At 58.3% G+C, this 19290-nt stretch carries 16 protein-coding genes; 8 read left to right on the forward strand and 8 right to left on the reverse strand.

Features of this window, described 5'->3' with window-relative positions; all coding sequences use genetic code 11:
* Window positions 1-81 precede the first annotated feature (81 nt).
* From WEB54_RS09540 to WEB54_RS09555, 4 genes are all read right to left on the reverse strand, one after another.
* The gene (locus WEB54_RS09540; RefSeq protein WP_368055275.1) at window positions 82-3240 is read right to left on the reverse strand and encodes an error-prone DNA polymerase; all 3159 of its coding nucleotides are present in this window, start codon (window positions 3238-3240) and stop codon (window positions 82-84) included.
* 3 nt (window positions 3241-3243) lie between these two features.
* Window positions 3244-4662 (reverse strand): DNA polymerase Y family protein, encoded by a 1419-nt coding sequence (locus tag WEB54_RS09545; RefSeq protein WP_368053717.1) that lies wholly within the window; start codon window positions 4660-4662, stop codon window positions 3244-3246.
* On the reverse strand, window positions 4655-5305 hold the full coding sequence (imuA, locus tag WEB54_RS09550) for a translesion DNA synthesis-associated protein ImuA (RefSeq protein WP_368053715.1): 651 nt from the start codon (window positions 5303-5305) through the stop codon (window positions 4655-4657). Before imuA ends, WEB54_RS09545 begins: the two co-directional genes overlap by 8 nt.
* A gap of 107 nt (window positions 5306-5412) precedes the next feature.
* Window positions 5413-6165 (reverse strand): TSUP family transporter, encoded by a 753-nt coding sequence (locus WEB54_RS09555; protein ID WP_368053714.1) that lies wholly within the window; start codon window positions 6163-6165, stop codon window positions 5413-5415.
* A 266-nt stretch (window positions 6166-6431) separates the two neighbouring features.
* On the opposite strand from WEB54_RS09555, the gene WEB54_RS09560 reads away from it, so the two are divergent.
* Both WEB54_RS09560 and WEB54_RS09565 read left to right on the forward strand, forming a co-directional pair.
* Entirely contained in the window at window positions 6432-8699 is a 2268-nt protein-coding gene (locus WEB54_RS09560) for an ATP-dependent helicase (RefSeq protein ID WP_368053712.1), read from the forward strand.
* A gap of 264 nt (window positions 8700-8963) precedes the next feature.
* On the forward strand, window positions 8964-9935 hold the full coding sequence (locus tag WEB54_RS09565; protein ID WP_368053710.1) for a calcium/sodium antiporter: 972 nt from the start codon (window positions 8964-8966) through the stop codon (window positions 9933-9935).
* Window positions 9936-10001: 66 nt separating this feature from the next.
* Here WEB54_RS09565 and WEB54_RS09570 read toward each other — a convergent pair whose 3' ends face one another.
* Together WEB54_RS09570 and WEB54_RS09575 are read right to left on the reverse strand one after the other, a co-directional pair.
* Window positions 10002-10619, reverse strand: a complete 618-nt coding sequence (locus tag WEB54_RS09570; protein WP_368055277.1) for a LysE family translocator — start codon at window positions 10617-10619, stop codon at window positions 10002-10004.
* Window positions 10620-10924: 305 nt separating this feature from the next.
* Window positions 10925-11713: a hypothetical protein gene (locus WEB54_RS09575; protein ID WP_368055279.1), complete on the reverse strand. Its 789-nt coding sequence runs from the start codon at window positions 11711-11713 to the stop codon at window positions 10925-10927.
* Window positions 11714-11874: 161 nt separating this feature from the next.
* Between WEB54_RS09575 and WEB54_RS09580 the strand changes: the two genes are divergently transcribed.
* The 4 genes from WEB54_RS09580 to WEB54_RS09595 all read left to right on the forward strand — a co-directional run bounded on the left by WEB54_RS09580 (window position 11875) and on the right by WEB54_RS09595 (window position 14177).
* The gene (locus tag WEB54_RS09580; RefSeq protein WP_368055281.1) at window positions 11875-12474 is read left to right on the forward strand and encodes an alpha/beta fold hydrolase; all 600 of its coding nucleotides are present in this window, start codon (window positions 11875-11877) and stop codon (window positions 12472-12474) included.
* 226 nt (window positions 12475-12700) lie between these two features.
* Window positions 12701-13165: a peptidylprolyl isomerase gene (locus tag WEB54_RS09585; RefSeq protein WP_368053702.1), complete on the forward strand. Its 465-nt coding sequence runs from the start codon at window positions 12701-12703 to the stop codon at window positions 13163-13165.
* A gap of 215 nt (window positions 13166-13380) precedes the next feature.
* Window positions 13381-13578, forward strand: coding sequence for a hypothetical protein (locus WEB54_RS09590; RefSeq protein ID WP_368053701.1), 198 nt, complete (start codon window positions 13381-13383; stop codon window positions 13576-13578).
* Window positions 13575-14177, forward strand: coding sequence for a hypothetical protein (locus tag WEB54_RS09595; RefSeq protein ID WP_368053699.1), 603 nt, complete (start codon window positions 13575-13577; stop codon window positions 14175-14177). Before WEB54_RS09590 ends, WEB54_RS09595 begins: the two co-directional genes overlap by 4 nt.
* Window positions 14178-14273: 96 nt before the next feature.
* Here the strand turns inward: WEB54_RS09595 and cls are convergent, their stop codons facing one another.
* A complete protein-coding gene (gene cls, locus WEB54_RS09600) occupies window positions 14274-15716 on the reverse strand; it encodes a cardiolipin synthase (RefSeq protein WP_368053697.1) in 1443 nt (480 codons plus the stop codon).
* Between the two features lie 248 nt (window positions 15717-15964).
* Complete coding sequence (locus WEB54_RS09605) at window positions 15965-16750, reverse strand: SDR family NAD(P)-dependent oxidoreductase (RefSeq protein ID WP_368053695.1); 786 nt, start codon at window positions 16748-16750, stop codon at window positions 15965-15967.
* Window positions 16751-16933: 183 nt separating this feature from the next.
* Between WEB54_RS09605 and WEB54_RS09610 the strand changes: the two genes are divergently transcribed.
* Together WEB54_RS09610 and WEB54_RS09615 are read left to right on the forward strand one after the other, a co-directional pair.
* Window positions 16934-18247 (forward strand): RsmB/NOP family class I SAM-dependent RNA methyltransferase, encoded by a 1314-nt coding sequence (locus WEB54_RS09610; protein ID WP_368055283.1) that lies wholly within the window; start codon window positions 16934-16936, stop codon window positions 18245-18247.
* A 169-nt stretch (window positions 18248-18416) separates the two neighbouring features.
* Window positions 18417-19154 (forward strand): glucosaminidase domain-containing protein, encoded by a 738-nt coding sequence (locus WEB54_RS09615; protein ID WP_368055284.1) that lies wholly within the window; start codon window positions 18417-18419, stop codon window positions 19152-19154.
* The last annotated feature ends 136 nt before the right edge of the window (window positions 19155-19290 follow it).

A 19290-nucleotide genomic window follows, 5' to 3' on the forward strand; every position in this document is an offset into this window, starting at 1 on the left:
CTTTTAATACCACCCCAGGCCTGAGAAGGTCTGGGGTTTTTTTATGCCTGAGACTTCGGTTCGTCAAACGATGTCCCACCCTCAATGAAAATCCCGCGATCGAATCCTGACATCCTTGCTGGCTGCACCGAGCCCGTCGATGCGTTGTGCGATAACGTGTACCACATCATTATCCCAGGCTTTCTCTATCAAACCGGTCACCAGCACTAACTGTTCGGTAGTCAGCGCTTTGATGTATTGCTGTGCCTGTTGCAACCAAACGATGACATTGATGTTTCCGGTGTCGTCTTCCAATGTCACGAAAGTAACGCCCGCTTTGCTTTTGGGGCGCTGACGGTTGACGACCAGGCCCAGCACCCGGATCGGCAGCCGCACCCGGTCGGGTAGAGTCATATCAAGGCGCTTCGACAAAGCGGATATACGAGCTTGTTCAGCTTGCATCATTGGCAGCAGGTCTTTGGCGGGTAAGGTTTCGGGTATTATTTTGTCTTCACGCAACAAAGTAATGAGATGACGTCCCAGGGTTAGGCCCTGGCTGTGGTAATCCTCAATCAGGTTTTCCAGTTCATTCGGTGGCGGTAAGTGGGTTTGTTGTTCGGGTGTTTGCTCGAAGGCATTGGTTAACAGGGGTGTTTGCAACCGCAATGCTGAGCTCTCCCAGCGTGCCTGGTAGCGATGCTGACCGAGTTCGGCAAAGGCGCCGGCCGAGGCGAGTAGGTCAAGATCGGTCGTCGTAATACCGGGAATGTTTTCCAGGTCTTTGATGTGCAGAAAACCAGAGGCTGGCCTATGTCTGAGCAGGCTGTCTGCATTGCTTTGCTGGAAGCCTTTGATGCGACTGAAGCCTAACCGAATCGCCGTTTTACCGTTGTGCCATTCGAGCTGGCTGTTCCAGTCGCTGCTATTGATATTGACGGATAACACCGAAACATTATGACGCTGCACGTCCTGTATTAGCTGTGAGGCGGTGTAAAACCCCATGGGTAAACTGTTCAGCAGGGCACAACAAAATGCTTCCGGGTAATGGCATTTGAACCAGGACGAGAAGTAGGCAATGAGTGCAAAACCTGCCGCATGTGATTCCGGAAAACCGTACTCGCCAAAGCCTTCAATCTGGCGATTAATGCGTTGAATAAATTCATCAGGGTAACCGTTTTCGTGCATACGTTCGGTTAATTTTGAGCGTAATGCACTGATATGGCCGTTCTCTTTCCAGCTGGCCATGGAGCGCCTTAAATCATTTGCTTCGTCGGAACTGAAGCCAGCAGCGACCATGGCCAGTGCAATGATCTGCTCTTGAAAAATGGGCACGCCCAGGGTCCGTTTCAGCACCGGTACTAACGCTTCACTCGGATAATCCACCGCTTCTTTTTCGAGGCGTCGCAGGAGATAAGGGCGCACCATATCGCCATGTATCGGCCCCGGACGAACGATGGCCACCTGAATCACCAGGTCGTAGTAGTCCTTGGGTTTCAGGCGCGGAAGCATACTCATTTGCGCGCGTGATTCAATTTGGAATACGCCGACGGTATCGGCCCGCTGGATCATTGCAAAGGTGGCGGGATCGTCGCGTGGGATCTTCTGTAGTTTGATGGTTTCACCATGGTGCTGACGAATCAGATCCAGGGTACGGCGTACTGCGCTGAGCATGCCGAGTGCGAGAATATCCACCTTCATCAGCCCAACAGTTTCCAGGTCGTCTTTATCCCACTGAATAACGGTACGCTCGGGCATCGCCGCATTTTCGATGGGCACCAGGTCGGCAACGACGCCTTCGGTAATGATAAAACCACCGACATGTTGTGACAGGTGGCGGGGAAACCCGAGTATGCTTTCCAGTAAATGTTTGAATACGGCAATCTGATGCTCGGATAAACCCATGCCGTCCGCGATGATTTCTTCGATCCAGTTTTTGCTGCGATAACGCCAGCCATAGTTGGCAATTTTCTGGTCCAGTTGGCTGATGTTTAACCCCATTGCGCGGCCAATGTCGCGCAATGCACTTTTGCGCCGGTAGCTGATCACGGTTGCTGCCAGGGCAGCGCGCTTGCGGCCGTATTTCTGATAGATGTACTGAATCACTTCCTCGCGCCGCTGATGTTCAAAATCCACATCAATGTCGGGCGGGTCGTCACGACCTTCGGAAATAAAGCGATCAAACAGCAGCGATGCTTCCTTGGGGCTTACTTCGGTGATGCCCAGGCAATAGCAAACCACCGAGTTGGCGGCCGAGCCGCGCCCCTGACACAGGATGTTCTGTGAGCGGGCAAAACGCACAATGTCATAGACGGTTAGAAAATAATGCTCGTAATCCTTCGCGCGGATCATTTTCAACTCGCGCTCAATAGTGGCGTCGATCTCGGGTGTGCTGCCTTCGGGGAATCGCCGCGCGACACCCTGGCGTACCAGCAGCCGCAGATACTGTTCGGCGCTGTACTGGCCGGGAAGGATGTCTTTCGGGTAGCGGTAGCGCAGGGACTTGAGTGTGAAATCGCAACGGACGGCAATGCGCAGGGTTTCCTGCATCAGTTCCGCGCCATACAGGCTGTGCAGTTTATTGGCCGAGCGCAGATGATTCTCCGCATTGGGAAACAGGTAAGGCAGGGCATCAGCCAGGGTGGTGTTAAAGCGTATGGCTGTCAGGGCATCCTGCAGGTCTTTGCGTTTGGGTGTGTGCATGTGCACGTTGTTGGCGCAGGTGGCGGGCAGCTTGTGCTGCCGGGCCAGTTGTAGGGCGTGATCGGCGAGCTCGAAGCTGTTCTCGGTCAGCAGGTTTTCCACCAGCACCCAGCAGCGGTCTTGAAAACAGCGGGCGTAGTAAGCCAGCTGTTCGTCATCGTCACTGCGCCCCCGGGGTGACCAGAGGCACAGGCAGTCCTCAACATTGTGTTTGAAATCCTGGCGGGTCAAACGGTACTCGCCTTTGTCGCACCGCCGCCGGGCCCGGGTGATCAGGTGGCACAGTTGACTGTAAGCGGCTTCGGTGGGGGCGAGCAGCACAATCACCTGGCCGTCGAGACGAAATTCGGCGCCGATGATCAGTTTGATCGGCAGTTTCCGGTCTCTGATTACCCGCCAGGCTTTGACCACGCCGGCGACCGAGCATTCGTCGGTGATGGCCAGCGCCTGATAGCCCAGTTCAACCGCGCGCAGCACCAGCTCTTGTGGATGAGAGGCGCCGCGCAGAAAACTGTGGTTGCTCAGACAATGCAGCTCGGCATAGGGCAGTGAAGGGGTCATGTGTTATCCGAAAAAACCGGCCAGGCTCCAGTGGCCATTATCATGACGAGCGAGCCAGACCGTGTGCTGATGACGTGGGTGCCAGGCGCGGAAGTAATCGCGCCGGTAAGGGGTCAGCTGCGCCCATTGGCCCATCACAATGCGCTCTGGTCCGCTCAGTAACTGGTATTGCTGTGGTGTTACCGGTTGCTCGGTATCGGGTATCAGCACTGGCTGGAAGCGGGGTCGTGACGATTCTGTGTGCCCGCTGCGGTCGACCGCCGGGGTTAATCGGGTGGCGTATTCAGGCCTGGGGTCGGCGGTGGTTGCCAGGTTGTGTACCCGGTGATGGCCGAGACGCGAAACCAGCAGAGACAGCAAGCGGTCGGCATCGGCATCCGGGTAGGCGGTACCGAGCAAGTCACCGTTGGGCGCCGGGTCGGCGCGAAAGCGACGTGCCTGCAGCTGCAGGGTGAGCACCGGTGCGGGTAGCACCAGGCGTTCCAGTTGCAGGCTGATCAGGCTGAGCCATTCCTGGGCACTGCGTGAGCCCTGTACTGCCTGAATGCGCAGCCGCGTCGCGGGCTGGTTGCGGTGGGTCAGGCGCAGGTACAGGCTGTCAGCCAGACGCTGGCGCGCCTTCAGATAGTCTTCAAGATTCGTCAGCAGCCGTTTAACCGGGAACAGCAGGCTGGCGCTGTGCTCGGCTTCGTGGCTCAGCTCGATGCGTTCGTCAAAATGTGGCGGTATGTCAAAGCGATGTCCCAGGGTGTCTGGTGTTTCCAACGCTGAGAGCCGGGTCAACAGATCCGGGCCAAAGCGGTAACCAAGTTCGGCCCGGGGCAGTTGGCGGATATCGGCGTAGTGGTGTAACCCCATGCCTTTCAGCCGGGCGGCGTGTTTGGTGTCGATGCCCAACCGGGTAACGGTAATGGGGTTGAGTGCGTTGATCAATTGCTGCCGGTCGCTGCTGATGAGTGGTTGGTCGTTGATGGCCAATACCTGAGCAGCCTGGGCGGTATGGCCACAGGCCCAGCGGTAGTGGAAGCCACTGTGTTCCAGCCGCTCCCGCAGGGTGCTGATCAGAGCATCGAGACCCTGGTAGAGTCGCATCATAGAGCCGATTTCGAGGCTGAGACCGGAGGGCGGACACAGCCGGATATCGGCGCAGGCCTGATACAGCAACAGCGCCAGACGCTGCAGCTGTTCCCGCTCGGCCAGGGCATCGTAATGCGCGGTTTCGGCATCGGTGAGCAGGCAATAGGCGGTGGCGGTGTTCATACCGGGTCGCACACCCAGTGCAGCTGCCGCGCCGTTGCATTGTTCGATGCCGGATCGGCTATTGAGCAGCAATTGCGGTATGGCGTGCTCAAGGGTACCGAACTGGCATTGCAGCGCGAGCCGGGTGAAGTCGATGTAGAGCCAGAGTCGCGTGTCAGCCATAGAGGCAGGCCCCGTCAGGCTGCAGCGGTATGGTCACCGGCAGGTTGTTCAATGGCCAGCCGGCGCGTCGTTTGAGAATGTGCAGCCTCACCCGGTTGGCCTGATCGGCGCACACCTGAAGACGCAGCGCCGCGATTGAGGCTCGGTCACGCCAGCGTTCGGGGCGCAGCAGAAACACCGGCAACCGGTTGCTCTCGGCGGCCAGTTGCAGGCGCCGCATATGGGCGTTATCGAGCCGGTCGACCCAGGCGATGACGGCCTGGCAGCCACCGGTGCTCAGGCAGCGTTCCAGACTCCACAACAGGTCATCCTGGCGTGGGGCCTGACACAGTAATAGCCGGGACAGATCCAGCCCCCAGTGAGCCAGCCCTGGCGCATGCGGCTGGTAAGGCGGGTTAAACCAGACCTGCCAGCGACGATCCTCCTGACTCAACGTCGCCAGGTAGGGCAGCAACAACCTTAGTTCTCCCTGCCCCGGGCGGGCGTAGAGAATCTCGGTGACGGCCCCGAGCGGCCAGCCACCGCCGGGCAGCTCGGCATCCAGCGCCGCATAGCCGCTGGGAGCGGCATGAACACGCGCCATGCGCCAGTCGCTGGCGGACCAGAGCCGACCACTTTGGGTGAGGTCGTGCAGCAGAGACATGATAAGTCGCTCAATAAACTGTATGAATATACAGTATAATCGGCCGCGATCAGGATGCCAGTGGTTGATTCGTAATGATCTGTATCGGTGTTTGCTGACTCATGACACTAAGCCATCAGACCCGAGGCCACCAGACTCAAGCCTGACCCCATCAGCAGGGCAAATGCCAGGCGGCGCATCCAGAGTTCCGGTAAAGGCGGCCCGAACCGCTTGCCGATCAGGGTACCCAGTATCACCAGTGGTAGCCCAAACGCACAGATCAGTAGAACGTTCACTGAGTTTTGCAGAAAGGGTAACGCCAGGGCGATGCGAATCACCGAGGTGGCGAAAAAGGTCATCAGCAGGGTTAGTCGAATGCTGAGTAATGGCAGTGGCTGGCGGTACATCAGAAAGGCCAGTGGTGGGCCGTAGGTGGCGAACAGGCCGCCGAGCAAACCGGCGATGGCACCCGCTGTGGCAAACGCGAAGCGACCGTTTATGTCGGGCCGGGGTTTGGGTTTGAGCATCATCAGCAGGCAACTGAGTACCAGAGTGATGCCAAGCAGCATTTGCAGCAGGCTGAGGCCGCTTTGGCTAAAGCGGCTAAGCAGCCACAAACCCAGGCCGGTTAACGGTATGGCTGTCGTCAGCATGGCGATGACCGCCGGGCGATACACATGCTGGGTGTGGCCGCGCAGAGCGATGCCGGTGTTGGCGAGGCTCAGGGTGCTGGTGGCGAATGCCAGAAAGGCGAGATCGGCCAGGCCCAGTACGGAACTGAGCCCCATTACGATCAGGCCAAAGGCGAATCCGGTGACGGTCTGAATGTAACTGCCCAGAAAGAACAGGCCCAGTAGCAGGGCAGCGTTGGTGATGTCCATTGGTATAGTTTACGGGGTTCGGAAGGCGGCGGCGAGGTAGGATGTTACGGTCCGTTGAACCACAACCCACATTTTGTTCGATATCGACATTCGACGGGCTCCTATGCCTTACAGCGCGGATGCAGTTCGGAGTTCAGCTTTCCTTGGCACCTGACACTCAGCTGGTTGCGAATTCCAAAACCTGAGTTAAATCACTGGCAGCTAAATCGCAGACAATACGGCATGACTTTGCTAGCCTTGTCCGCCGCCCCAAACACAGACTGCGCATGAGCTTTTCCGACACTGATTTCACAGACGAGCAACAACGCATCATTGCCCATTCTGGTGGTCATGCGCGTATTGTGGCTGTGGCCGGGTCGGGCAAGACGGCGACGCTGACGGCTTACGTCAGCCGCCGCATCCGCGAGGGACTCTCACCGCGTCGCCTGTTAGTGCTGATGTACAACAAGACGGCACAAAGGGATTTCGCCCGCCGTCTGGCTGCACAGAACCCGGCCGGTACCCGTTTGCCGGAAGTACGTACTTTTCATTCACTCGGTTATCGCATTTATCAGCGCCTGGTTCAGGATGGTGACTTGCCAGCGTTTGACCGGACTCTGTTGTCCGACGCCCAGGTTGAGCCGCTGGTCTGGCGCATCCTGCGTGAGCTGGCTGATGATGACCAGGCCGAAGACATCCTGACCCGCAAGAAGAAATGGGTCGAACCGGCGCTTTCCTATTTTGAGCTGGTAAAAAGTAGTCTGAACTCACCCGAGGTGGTCTTTGAGCAGAGTCACCTGCCCGCCCAGTGCCGGATTTTCATTGAAGCCTTCGAGCGTTTCGAGCAATGGCGTCAGTCGGAGCGGCGGGTCACGTTCAGTGATCTGCTGTATGACCCGGTACGGTGTTTGAACAGCCGGCCTGACCTGGCTGAGCGTTTTGGCGGTCATATGCAGGAAATCCTGGTGGACGAATACCAGGACATTAACCCCATTCAACAGCGGCTGCTGGAGATTGTCCACGGCGGGCGCGGTCAGGTGATGGTGGTTGGCGATCCGGATCAGACGATCTATGAATTTCGCGGTTCGGAGCCGACGCTGCTGACCGAGGGTTTTACCGAGCAATTCAATGCGGTACACGACTACGAGCTTAGCTGGACCTTTCGTTACGGTCATCACCTGAGTCTGTTGGCCAACCATCTGATCGGTGCAGGACACCCGCATCCCGACAGCCGCACCCTGTGTTACTCCCATACCGTCACGCCGACCACCCGGGTGGAGCAGGTGCGCAGTGATGATGGCGCCAGCACGGCTCTTGGGTTGATTCAGCAGATTCGACAGCAGCGTCCGCTGAGCGATGTTGCGGTGTTGAACCGGCTGTGGGCCAACAGTGCGCGGCTGGAACTGCTGCTGATGGCGGCCGATGTGCCCTACCACCTTGATCACCATCAGACCGTCCTGGAACGGTTCGAGCTGCGCCCTTTCTGGGTACTGTTTGATCTGGCCTGCGGCGATTTCAGCCGCTATGACCCGGAGCGGCGTCGTCAGGCCTGGCAAACGCTGCTGACCCAGCCTTATCTGAAAATCCGCAAGGCAGTGATCGACGATCTGGTCAAACGACTGGCACCGGTGGCGGTGGATGTCGCCCGGCATCTGCGCAATGCCATTCCCGAATCGTTGTCGGGTTATCAGACCGATCAATTAATGGAGCGGGCGCGGCTGTTGCAGAAGGCTGAGGAGGCTAAGGTCAATGCCTCGGAATTGCTGAGCGGCTGGATTCGCGGAACGGACTATTACGCGGCGTTGAAAGAGTCGGCGTTTTCTGCCCAGCAGGTGGATGATCAGGTTGCGACTGTTAAGGCCTTTGCCCAGTTTGTCGCGGCGCAGGACTGGCCCGCCGCTGAAGCCTCACCCCGTTTGCGCCAGTGGCAGCAGCACCAGAGCGGTCAGAACGCCTCCGGCCAATCGCAGCAGGGTGTGCACATTACTTCCATCCACAAGGCCAAGGGGCGTGAGTGGCCGATCGTGATTCTGCCGGAGGTCAATGCCCGCTTTTACCCCTATCACCCCGAAGGCGACCTGACCCGGCCGACCTCGGAAGACAGTGAGCGGCGCCTGCTTTATGTGGCGATGACCCGTGCCCGTGAGCATCTGGTGCTGCTGACTCCGGCCGACCGCAGCGAACACCCGGACAGCCCCTTTGTTAACGAACTGCGCTGGCTAGGGTCAACCGACCTGGCGCATGCTTTAAATGACGGTAGCGCCGAACTGACACTGAACGATGCGATGGATACGCACATGGTCAGCCGTTACCTGAATGCCGTCGGATCTCCGCTCACCGTTCACTGGCAGGCGGCACCGCGCCCAATTGATACGGTTTCGACCACCCCGGTGAATATTGTTGAGCCCGATGCGCGGCGCGTGCGTCATCAGCAATGGGGTGTTGGCCGGGTGGTTCAACAGGACCCACAACGATTACGCATTCGCTTTGTACGTAATGGACAGGAGCGGACTTTCGATCGGGCTACGGTGGCGCCGTTTCTGGAGTGGTTGTAGAAATGAAGACGCGGGACATAGAGGGACGATGGACAATTAAAGACGTGAAACAATTAAGGACGTAGAACAATTAAAGGTGTGGAAACTCATTACACGTACCGCGCTTCTGGCGCTGTTGTCAGGGTGCGCTAGTGTGACCGTTGCAACCATAAGAGGGCTTTTAAGGCCTTTTTTGATGGATACTGACCCTCGCAAAATGCGCCCGACATTTGCCGACTGTCCCGTTATACTGGCGCCACATTTTTTCTGTCCGGAGTGAACTCTATGTTGTTAGCCTGGCTTGCCATTGTGGCTGGATTGGCGCTGTTGGTCTGGAGTGCCGACAAGTTTGTCGAAGGTGCCTCGGTGACTGCCAAATACGCCGGCATGTCGCCGTTGCTGATCGGTATGGTGATCATTGGTTTTGGCACTTCAGCACCGGAGATGGTGGTCTCGGCCATCGCCTCGCTGCAGGGTAACCCCGGCCTGGCACTGGGTAACGCCTACGGCTCCAACATTACCAACATTGGCCTGGTCATCGGTCTGGTGGCGGTTATTTCTCCTATTCGGGTGCAATCTCGCATCCTCACTAAAGAGCTGCCATTGTTGCTTGCCGTTATCCTGTTGGGTGGCTTTCAGTTGTTGGATGGTGAATTGAGCCGGTTGGATGCGTTTATATTGTTACTGGTCTTCTTGGGCATCATGGGCTGGTCGATTCTGCAGGGACGACAAAAACCGGCGGACTCGCTCGAAGCCGAGTATGTTAAAGAGATTGGCTCACACCCGATGAGCCTGACCAGAGCTCTCACATGGCTGGTTATCGGTCTGGTCTTGCTGGTGATCAGTTCGCGTCTGCTGGTCTGGGGCGCTGTCATTATTGCCCAGAGCTTTGGTGTCAGTGATCTGATCATTGGTTTGACCGTGGTGGCTATTGGCACTTCATTACCGGAACTGGCGTCGTCACTGGTGGCCATTAAGAAGAACGAGCACGAGCTGGCTCTGGGTAACGTGTTGGGCTCGGGCCTGTTCAACACTCTGGCGGTGGTCGGTATTGCCGCGGGCATTCATCCTTTGGCTGTGGATCCGGAAGTGCTGTATCGGGACTGGGTAGTGATGGCGGCGCTGACCGTTGTGCTGTTGATCATGGGTATTGGCCTGCGCGGACGTCAGGGGCGAATCAATCGCGTTGAAGGCGGCTTGTTGTTGCTGACTTATGCAGGCTACACCGGCTACCTGGTTTCGCTGGTGTTAAGTTGATCACATAACGGTTGAGAAGACGTGGTGAGTAGTGGCAACGGCACAACCGGTTCAGTGATCCTTGCGTCAGCTTTTGACGGCTAACAGGGCCCCAGCACTGATCATGATGCTGCCGGCAGTCCGGTTCAGCCGTTGCATGGACCGGCTGGACCGGGCCAGCTTGCGTGCTTTCGAAGCCCCCCAGGCAATCGCCATCAGGCCGGTCATTAACGCGACTACGGTCAACGCAGCAGCCAGCACAATGTCTGCATGACTGAGCCGGGTCAGATCCATGAAGGTTGGCAAGAAAGCAATATAGAACAGAATAACTTTGGGGTTGGACGCTGAAATCGCCATGCCCTGGAGCAGGCTAGTGCCGATACCCGAGCGTTTGACCGGGGTGTCACCTATTTCGGTCGGTGCCGGTGTTGTCCAGAGTTTCCAGCCAAGATAAATCAGATAGGCCGCCCCGGCATACCGAATAAGGGTGAACAGCGTACCGTAGTTTTCGGCAATGGCCGACAGACTGAAGCAGGCCAGCACCAGGTACAGTACATCGCTGATGACCATGCCAAACGCCAGGGCGGTGCAGGCCCGGGTACCCTGGCTAAGGGCGCGGGCCAGAATGGCGAAAATGCCAGGGCCCGGGGTAATGCCGAAAATAAAGATGGCAATAAAGAAGGTCAGAGCGCTGGTCAGGGTCATGTTGGTGCTCGAATAGTGGGGCGACACACTATTCTCGCAGTATCCCGAGTCGCCGTGAAGCGGTCTAAATACTTTTTTATTCGAGGATCCGAGCCTGATTTGTAGACCCGGCTGGCATTTTTTACCTTTGTTTCATGAAAAAATTCGGAAAAGACTTGGCGCACTCTCAGGTGCAGGTACACCGATTAAAACTTAGTAGAGTATCGATACCGTTAAAAGAGCGCCACTCTGGCGCGAGGCACGCGACGTTGGGCAATGTGTCGCCGAGCGAATTTATTCCGCTGGCGGCGCATCGTTCGCTGGTGTCATGAACAGTACCTCACCGGCCAGGCCTGGTTTTGCAGGCTGAAGAAGGCATTTTGCGCCAGTTGAATGCGAACCGTGGCCTGGAACCGGAAACTGGCGGTGTCGACTTCAAACTCGACGCGGTCTTCGGCCCGGGCGATGCCGGGTTTGAACGGTGGCTGCCAGTCCATGTCGAAGGCCTCCCATAAGGTGACCCGGGTTCGGATCTGGCCATTCAGGTCGGCTTCGGCGGCGTTGTTGATTTGCTGCATCAAGCGGCCAAGATCGAGCTCCAGCTCGGTTTCATCGCGCGGCAGGGCGCGGTTGACGGTCCAGCTCTCATTGCCGCACCAGGCGGTGAAGGACCAGCCTCTGGGTCGCTCGGTCGCACCGCGCACCGACAAAATCAGTTCGTCTTCACGATCAAAGCGATCACCAGCCAGGCTAGCGGCGCCAGCCAACGACACGGTTTCCCCAACCGGCAGAGACAGTTCGGCCATGCCCGGGATCAGCAGACGGTAGGGGCCGGTTTCGGGGTCGAGCGTCAGGGAATATTCACCGTCGTCCGCGCCACGGTTCAACACCCGTATTTCACCGCCCCGGGTCAGCAGTTCCGGCGGGTTGGCGGCAGCATCCACACGGCGGCTCCAGAAACCGGTGCGCCACTGGGTATCCAGTTCAACCCGGTCGGGCAATTGGCGGTAATCCACCGTGACTTCAAGTTCTTCGGTGTCGACTTTGTTAAGCGGGACAGAGCTGCAGCCAGCCAGCAATAACAGGCATAGAACCGCAATGGCGTGGGTGCGCATAAGCAATCACTCCCGAAGCAATTAAGAGTGTTGCCAGTATAGTGTTTTCATGACTGAAACACAGGCATGGCAGCTGCGGTTTACAGGCCGAATACGAACAGCGGTCAGCAGTCTGGGGTAATATGCTGCATCAACTCGTCACAGACAAACAGGAGTCACCCATGATCACTGAGGGACCCAGGAACGGCCCAACAATGGTTCTTGCCCACGGTGCCGGTGCGCCGATGGACTCGGAGTTCATGAACGAGATGACCGCCCGGCTAACCCGGCGCGGCGTGCGCGTCATCCGTTTTGAGTTTCCGTACATGGCTGAGCGGCGGGTGACGGGCAAAAAACGCCCGCCGGACCGGGCGCCCCGGTTGGTGGAATATTTCAACCAGGTGCTGGACAAACTGGGCGACGGGCCAGTCTATATCGGCGGGAAATCCATGGGTGGCCGTATGGCAACGCTGGTGGCAACCGGGCGTAATGTGGCCGGTGTCTGTGTATTGGGGTATCCGTTTCATCCGCCGGGAAAACCGGAGAAAACCCGGCTCGATCATCTGCCTGACGTCCGCTGCCCGGTGCTAATCTGCCAGGGCGAGCGTGATACCCTGGGCAATCGGGAGCAGGTCGAGGGGTACTCGTTGCCGAAGGCGATCACGCTGGACTGGTGCCCCGATGGGGACCACAGCCTGAAACCGCGCAAGGCCAGCGGCATTAGCCATGCCGATAACCTGGATCTGGCCGCCGATGCGATCGCCGGTTTTATCGGTGTTTGAGGGTCTTTTATCCTGTATTTACCGGTTTTTGACGCTACGCTTGGTAACGCTTTAGCGCCCCGGTTGTCTTTCATGCAACGCCCGGCACTGGTATTCTTGCCGGTCTGAGCTTCGGATCCGTGCCCGGACCCAAGTGAGACTAATCAGGGCAAGGGCCTGCGCGCGCAAGCACAGGTCTTACATTCTCAGGCTGCAGTACGCAGCCACCTCCAAACAGGAGCCTCTTATGAACATTGCTGCTCAACGCGTTGTATCCATTCATTATGAAGTGAAGGATGAAGACGGCGTTGTCGTGGATTCCTCCGAAGGGCGCGATCCTCTGGTTTATCTGCATGGTAACCAGAACATCATCCCCGGTCTTGAAAAAGCACTCGATGGCCTGGCCCAGGGCGATGCCTTCGACGTTCAGGTAACGCCGGAAGAAGCCTACGGCGAACTCCAGGATGGCCTGGTTCAGTCAGTGCCCATGGAATCGTTCCAGGGTGTCGAAAAAGTCGAAGAAGGCATGGTGTTTACTGCCCAAACTCAGGGTGGGCCATTGCAGGTCACCGTGACCGCTATCGAAGACGATACCGTGACCGTCGACGGCAACCATCCGCTGGCCGGCAAATCACTGAGCTTTAAAGGTGAAGTTGCTGACATTCGCGAAGCCACGGCGGAAGAGCTTGAGCACGGCCACGTACACCAATAAGCCAGTACAGGTTGTGATCGAACCCTGAGGGCGAAGGCGCCGGCTCTGATTGCCGCGCCGGATGCCCGTTTCAGGCGTTCTGTTTCCAGGCAAGCCGGGACCCTTCAGGGGTGCTCCCGGTGCGCCCTGACCATCAAACAACCCGCCTCTCAACTTTATTTTATGTTTATGGCGACGACCATGCTTGAACATCCCACTACCTCAGGTTAACAACAGTGTCGGTTAAATATTGGACGAGTGCGGTGCCCAGCGACACCGAATTGCGCAGCGCGTCGTTGCGCCACTGCCTTTGGATCGGCGTTTTTGCCTATGCTTTTTACACCCTGATGCTGGAAGTGACCGCACCGCCCAGCTCGGGTGCAGAAAAGTCACCCGCCCAGACCCCTATGTCGTCGCGCGCACCTGCCCGATGATCCGGCGCCTCCTGGCCTGGGTCGCTATCGCCGCCATGATTTGGCTGGTGTTTTTTACCGATGGTCAGGGTCTGGTGATGCGTTGGCTGGGAGCACAGGATCAACCCCATGTCTGGATTGTGCTTGGCACTGCTCTGGTCTACGCCATTGCGCTTTCTGTACCGTTTCTGCCAGCCGTTGAACTTGGCTGGCTGGTGATGGCGGCCTTCGGCCCTATCGGTATTCTCACCATCTGGGCGGCTACCCCACTGGGTTTACTGCTGGCGTTCAGCATTGGTTACTGGCTGCGCGAATGGCCGCAGCTACAACGGCTGCAACAGCGGTTCGAAGCCAGGGTCGCGGCGGCAATCAGCGATCGCCCGGGCGACAGAATGCTGCGCTTTGCCAGCGATAAATTGGCCAGCCACCCTTACATCGCTCTGGCGATTCTTGTAAATACACCTGGCAATTGGCTGATAGGGGGCGGTGGCGGCATAGGTTTGCTGGCAGGTGCCTCGGGGTTATATCACCCGCTTAAATTCGTATTGGTGTTGATTCCGGCCACGGGTGTTGTCGCCGTGCTAATGTTGGTTGGAGTTTATTCTCGCCCCGTCGGTTAATTCAAAAAGGAATTCTCTCGAGTTGTTGAAAGCCACAATAGTCAAGTATCGGCTGGCGGACAGGCCTACCCGTTAGCCGATACGGTTTCCTGACACTCACAACAACGGACTGGCCAGCTGCGCGAGGTTTTCCAGCACTCGTTTGTGGAAACGGCGCTGACGCCACTCGTTCAATTCCAGCCGATGGCAATTCTTTTTGTATTCGGCAACGACGGCGACCATGGCATTGCAGAACGCCGGGTCGTCGACCACCAGAGTGGCCTCGAAGTTTAGCCAGATAGAGCGCATGTCGAGATTGACCGAGCCGACCAGAACCAGGTGGTCGTCAATGATGACGCTTTTGGTGTGTAGCAAGCCGCCTTCAAATCGCAGTATTTCGATACCGTGGCTAAGCAAATCGTCGTAAAACGAGCGGCCCGCGTATTTGGCCAGATGACTGTCGATGCGTCGCGGTATCAACAGCGTGACTTCAAGGCCGCGCTTGGCGACGGACTTGAGTGCCTGCAGTAGAGAGTCATCCGGCACGAAATAAGGTGTGGTGATGATTACCCGGCGTTGGGCGTTGTGCACTGCGGTGAGCAGCACCTGCAGCAGAATGTCTTCATCGAAGGCAGGGCCGGTCGGTAGAAACTGCATCAGCGCCGGGCCGTTGCTGGCAGCTTCGGGCCAGCTTAAGGCCGTGTTAAGGCGGTGCCCGGTTTCCATTTCCCAGTCGAAGATCATGGTGCCCTGAATGATGGCGGCCATGGGGCCCTCGACCCGAACCATCACATCCACCCAGGGGCCAAAGCCGCTGTGTTTTTTGAACCAGTCCGGGTCGGCCAGGTTCATCGAGCCGTTGTAGGCGACGCGATTGTCGATGCTGATCAGCTTGCGGTGCTGACGCAGATCGATGCGCTGCAGGAACATACGCAGCACATTGGCGTGCAACACATCCAGTACTTCAACGCCGGCCTCGACCAGTTGCCGGTGTCGGGCGCTGTTCAAAAACCGGTTGGACCCCACGCTGTCGAGCATCACGTAGACTGAGACGCCGCGCGCCCGGGCGGTTGCCAGAGCGGCAAGCACCTCTTCGACCCGACCTTCGGGTTCCAGAATGTAGAACTCTATGAAGATCCAGTCTTCAGCGAGGTTGAGGTCGTCGAGCAGAGAGTCGAAGACTGCATCGGGTTCACTTAGCAATTGCCAGTTGTGGCCGCGCAGGGCTGGTAGCTTGAGGCTGCCGAGCGTCAGCTCCATGACCGGTCGCAGCGGCGCGCCCACCAGGGTGTTCAGTGCGTCGCGTTCGCTCACCTGCTCCAGCCATTGATTGTAAAACCGGTTTTGTACCATGGCGCGTTTGGCGCGCAACCGGCCCAGGTAGCGTTCGCCAAACATCAGGTAAAGGCCGAAACCGACCAGCGGCAGGATGTAGATCAGCAGCAGCCACGCCAGGGTGACACCCACACTGCGTCGCCGCATCAGAATGCGGAAACTCAGCGCGATCAGCAGCGCAAAATAAAGCCAGAGGCCCAGTGTCAGCAGCCAGTCCCAGGTCATGCCGTGTCCAGTATCGGTCGGGGTTCAGTGAGTGTCGGCCATTGTACGATGGGGCACAAGGTCAGGGGTAAAGCGGGAGGAGGAAATCAGTGTAAAACAGTCGACATGGAAAGCGTCAATTACTGGACGCTTTGACTGCCAAGAACCAGTTGGCGGGGTCGATCGGGTAGACATCCATCAGTTCGATAACCTGGTCAACTAGGGGGGAGTCGAATTAGTAATCCCATGTTGCCGAGTATCAGGGTGTGTTAGCGGGCCCGATCAGACCGCGCCAGGCCTGCGTGTAACCAGCGCACAGGAAGATGGCGCAGCACGGCAACAATCAGCCGGTAATTCCAGCCCTGAATCGACAGCACCCGGCCCCGTGTCAGGTCTTTGAACGAGCGGGCGACGACGGCGTCGGCCGACCAGGCGCGGGTGAGCCCCCGGCGCCTATAAAAACTGGCCGGATCAAGCCCCATGCGGGCATGGAAGTCCGTTACGGTGAAACCGGGGCATACCGCCAGTGCGCGCAGCCCTTCGCGGCGGTAACTCAGCGCCAGCGTCTCAGTAAATGCCCGCACAAAGGCTTTGGTGGGGCCATACAAGGCGCTGTGCGGTGTGGGTAGCCAGCTGGCCACCGAGGCCAGGTTGATGACCAGGCCCCGGGTGCGGAGCAGATTGGGCAGGGCGGCATGGGTTAGCTGCAGGGTACTCAGTACGTGCACATCCAACAGGGCCTGGTGGCGGGACCAGTTCACATCGCCAAAGCGGCCGTCGTCGGCATAACCGGCATTATTGATCAGGGCATCCAGCCGCGGCAGTAGCGTTACTTCCTGGATCAGTGCTTCGCGCTGATCGGCCTCGGCCAGATCGACCTTTCGATACTCGACTTCGATCGGGTATCGGTCACGCAGGCGCTGGCACACCGCAATCAGTTCGGCTTCGCGACGACCGGTTAGCAGTAAATGGTAGCCATCGGCCGCCAACCGATTGGCGTAAGCAGCACCGATACCGCTGGTGGCACCGGTTATTACGGCTAGGGGGTGAGTCATTGATGGCCATCCTTCGGGAAGTGGGCCTAGATCATGCCAGAGTGACATCGCCGGGCAAACTGATTGGCGGTCCACACCCTATTCTGTTCAGGGTGAGCCTGGCGAACTCCGCGTTCGTGATTCCAGTGACCCCCTGCTTTATACTGCGCCGCTTGCCAGCTACTGACACACAGGATTAAACCCATGGTGCACACCGACACTCCGAACCGGCCGCAGTGGCCCGGCTATCGCTGGCCGCACCTGTGCGACCTGACCCGGGCCCTGCAAGCCGAACCACAGTGGCCGCAGATGGATCGCTGGCTGGCGGCCCGGTTTCGGGAACGTAAGGCGTATGGTGGCAAAGACCGGCGCTTTTACAGCGACCGGTTGTTTCGCTTGTGCCGCCTGGCGGCGGTGCCGGTGATCCTGCAGCAAGGCTATGCACAGACCGACTCGGATGCGAACCGAAACGACGAGACGTGGACTGCTGTAACCCTGTGGCAGGCCTTCAGAGCCATTCCTGCGGTTGAACTCTGGGGCTGGCTGGTCTTGCTGGACGAGGTGGATGATCAGGCACCCCGAGAACTGACCGATGTAGCCGAGCGGCGTGCCTGGCTGGATCGTCAACGCGATGATGCCGACTTGCAGGCAGCGGTGCGTGGCTGGTTGAACAGCTGGCAGCCGTGGCTGGACCGTCGTATCGCGGCCAGCGGTTGGTCGGAAACCCAAGCGGTGCAGTGGCAGTCCCTGCAAATGACGCGTCCTCCCATCTGGTTGCGTGCCCTGCCCGGTAAGGGCGAGCAGGCAACCCGTTCATTGCACGCAGCGGGGCTAGAGTTGGTGGCACAGCAAGGCGATGTGCTGGCGCTCGAACCCGATACTCAGGTTACCAAAACCAAAGCCTGGGATGCCGGTTGGGTGGAGATACAGGATCGGGCCAGTCAACGCATTGTTGAGGCTGTCGCCGCCGCGCCCGGGCACCGGGTCTGGGATGTGTGTGCCGGTGGTGGTGGCAAGGCCGTGGCGCTGGCCAGCCTGGTGGGGGCAACCGGTGAGGTGATTGCGACGGACATCCGGGCTCACGCCCTGCAAGAAACCGAGCGCCGCGCGGCGCGGCAGAGGTTTACCAACCTGCATACCCAGCCGCTGGATGCCACCCAACCCGACGCGGTGGCCGCGCTGAACGCAGGGACCTTTGACCGGGTGGTGATCGATGCACCCTGTTCCGGTGCCGGTACCTGGCGGCGTAACCCGGACAGCCGCTGGCGTCTGACCGGCGACGCCATTCACACCCTGCAGCCGATTCAGGACCAGCTACTGGCTCAGGCCTCGGCGTCGGTTAACCCGGGTGGGTATCTGGTGTATGCGACCTGCAGCTGGCTGGTCGAAGAAAACGAAGACCGGGTCAGTCAGTTCTTGTCAGGCCATCCCGAATTTTGCGTACTGAGCCAGCAACTGGTCGGCGCGCCCGAAGACAACGCCGACACCATGTTTGTGGCAGTGCTGCAGCGGGCTTAACCCTCGTTGGGCGGTACCTGTTTTGCCTGCTGGGTTTTTAACGTTTTTGCCACTTTAATGGCGTGCTGAGGCGCTGCGCGGGCTTTGACTAAAATAGCGTTCTATAAACCTGTTTGCTGGTTATTAACGTAATCTGTTGATATCGCCAACCGCTTTGTTTGGAGTACGCATGTGCAAACTGTGGCCTTTGGCCTTCATCGCTTTGTTGTTCATTCTGGCACCGCTGCTGGGGCTCTGGATGCCCCTGGGTGCCTCTACCGCCCCCGATTTCAGCGATTATGGTGCCGGTGATGCCCGCAAGGAGGCCTTCTTTGGGTACATGGTTCCACTGATCGAGCAGGAAAATGACGCCATACTCAGCAGCCGGGCACGCCTGTTGTCCATTCAGCAGGAGGGCGCTCCCGGTTGGGCGGAGCGTCGCTGGTTGATGTTGCTGGCCGACCGTTACGAGCTGGCCGATTTTGACGCCACAGATCCGGCCCATCGCGCCCAGCTGATAAAACGCGTCGACAAGGTCCCGGCCTCGATTGCATTGGCTCAGGCTGCCAACGAAAGCGCCTGGGGTACGTCGCGCTTTGCCCGTTTGGGCAACAACTACTTTGGGCAATGGTGCTTTGTATCCGGCTGTGGTTTGGTGCCGGAGGCTCGCAATGAAGGCGCCAGCCATGAAGTGGCTGCTTTCGATTCAGTACAGGAGTCAGTTCGTCGTTACATGAACAACATCAACACCCACAACGCCTACGCCGACCTGCGCACCCGTCGTGCCTCATTGCGCAACGAAGGCAATGCGATCAGCGGCTTGGCGCTGGCACCGGCGCTGATCCGGTATTCTGAGCGGGGGCAGGAATACGTGAGCGAATTGCAGGCGATGATTCGTGGCAACGAGTTGCAGCAATACGATTTATAGTCGCACTGGTCAGGTGTTTTTTGCGCGTTTGGTGTGAACCATCTGGCGTGGCAACGGTTGCGTCGATGGGGTTCGCGCCTCATGATATGGGCTCTGTCTTCTTAACCGTTTTCCTACCCAGCCGGACGTGCCCAGG

This window comes from Saccharospirillum sp., from assembly GCF_040881935.1.
Lineage (GTDB): Bacteria > Pseudomonadota > Gammaproteobacteria > Pseudomonadales > Natronospirillaceae > Saccharospirillum.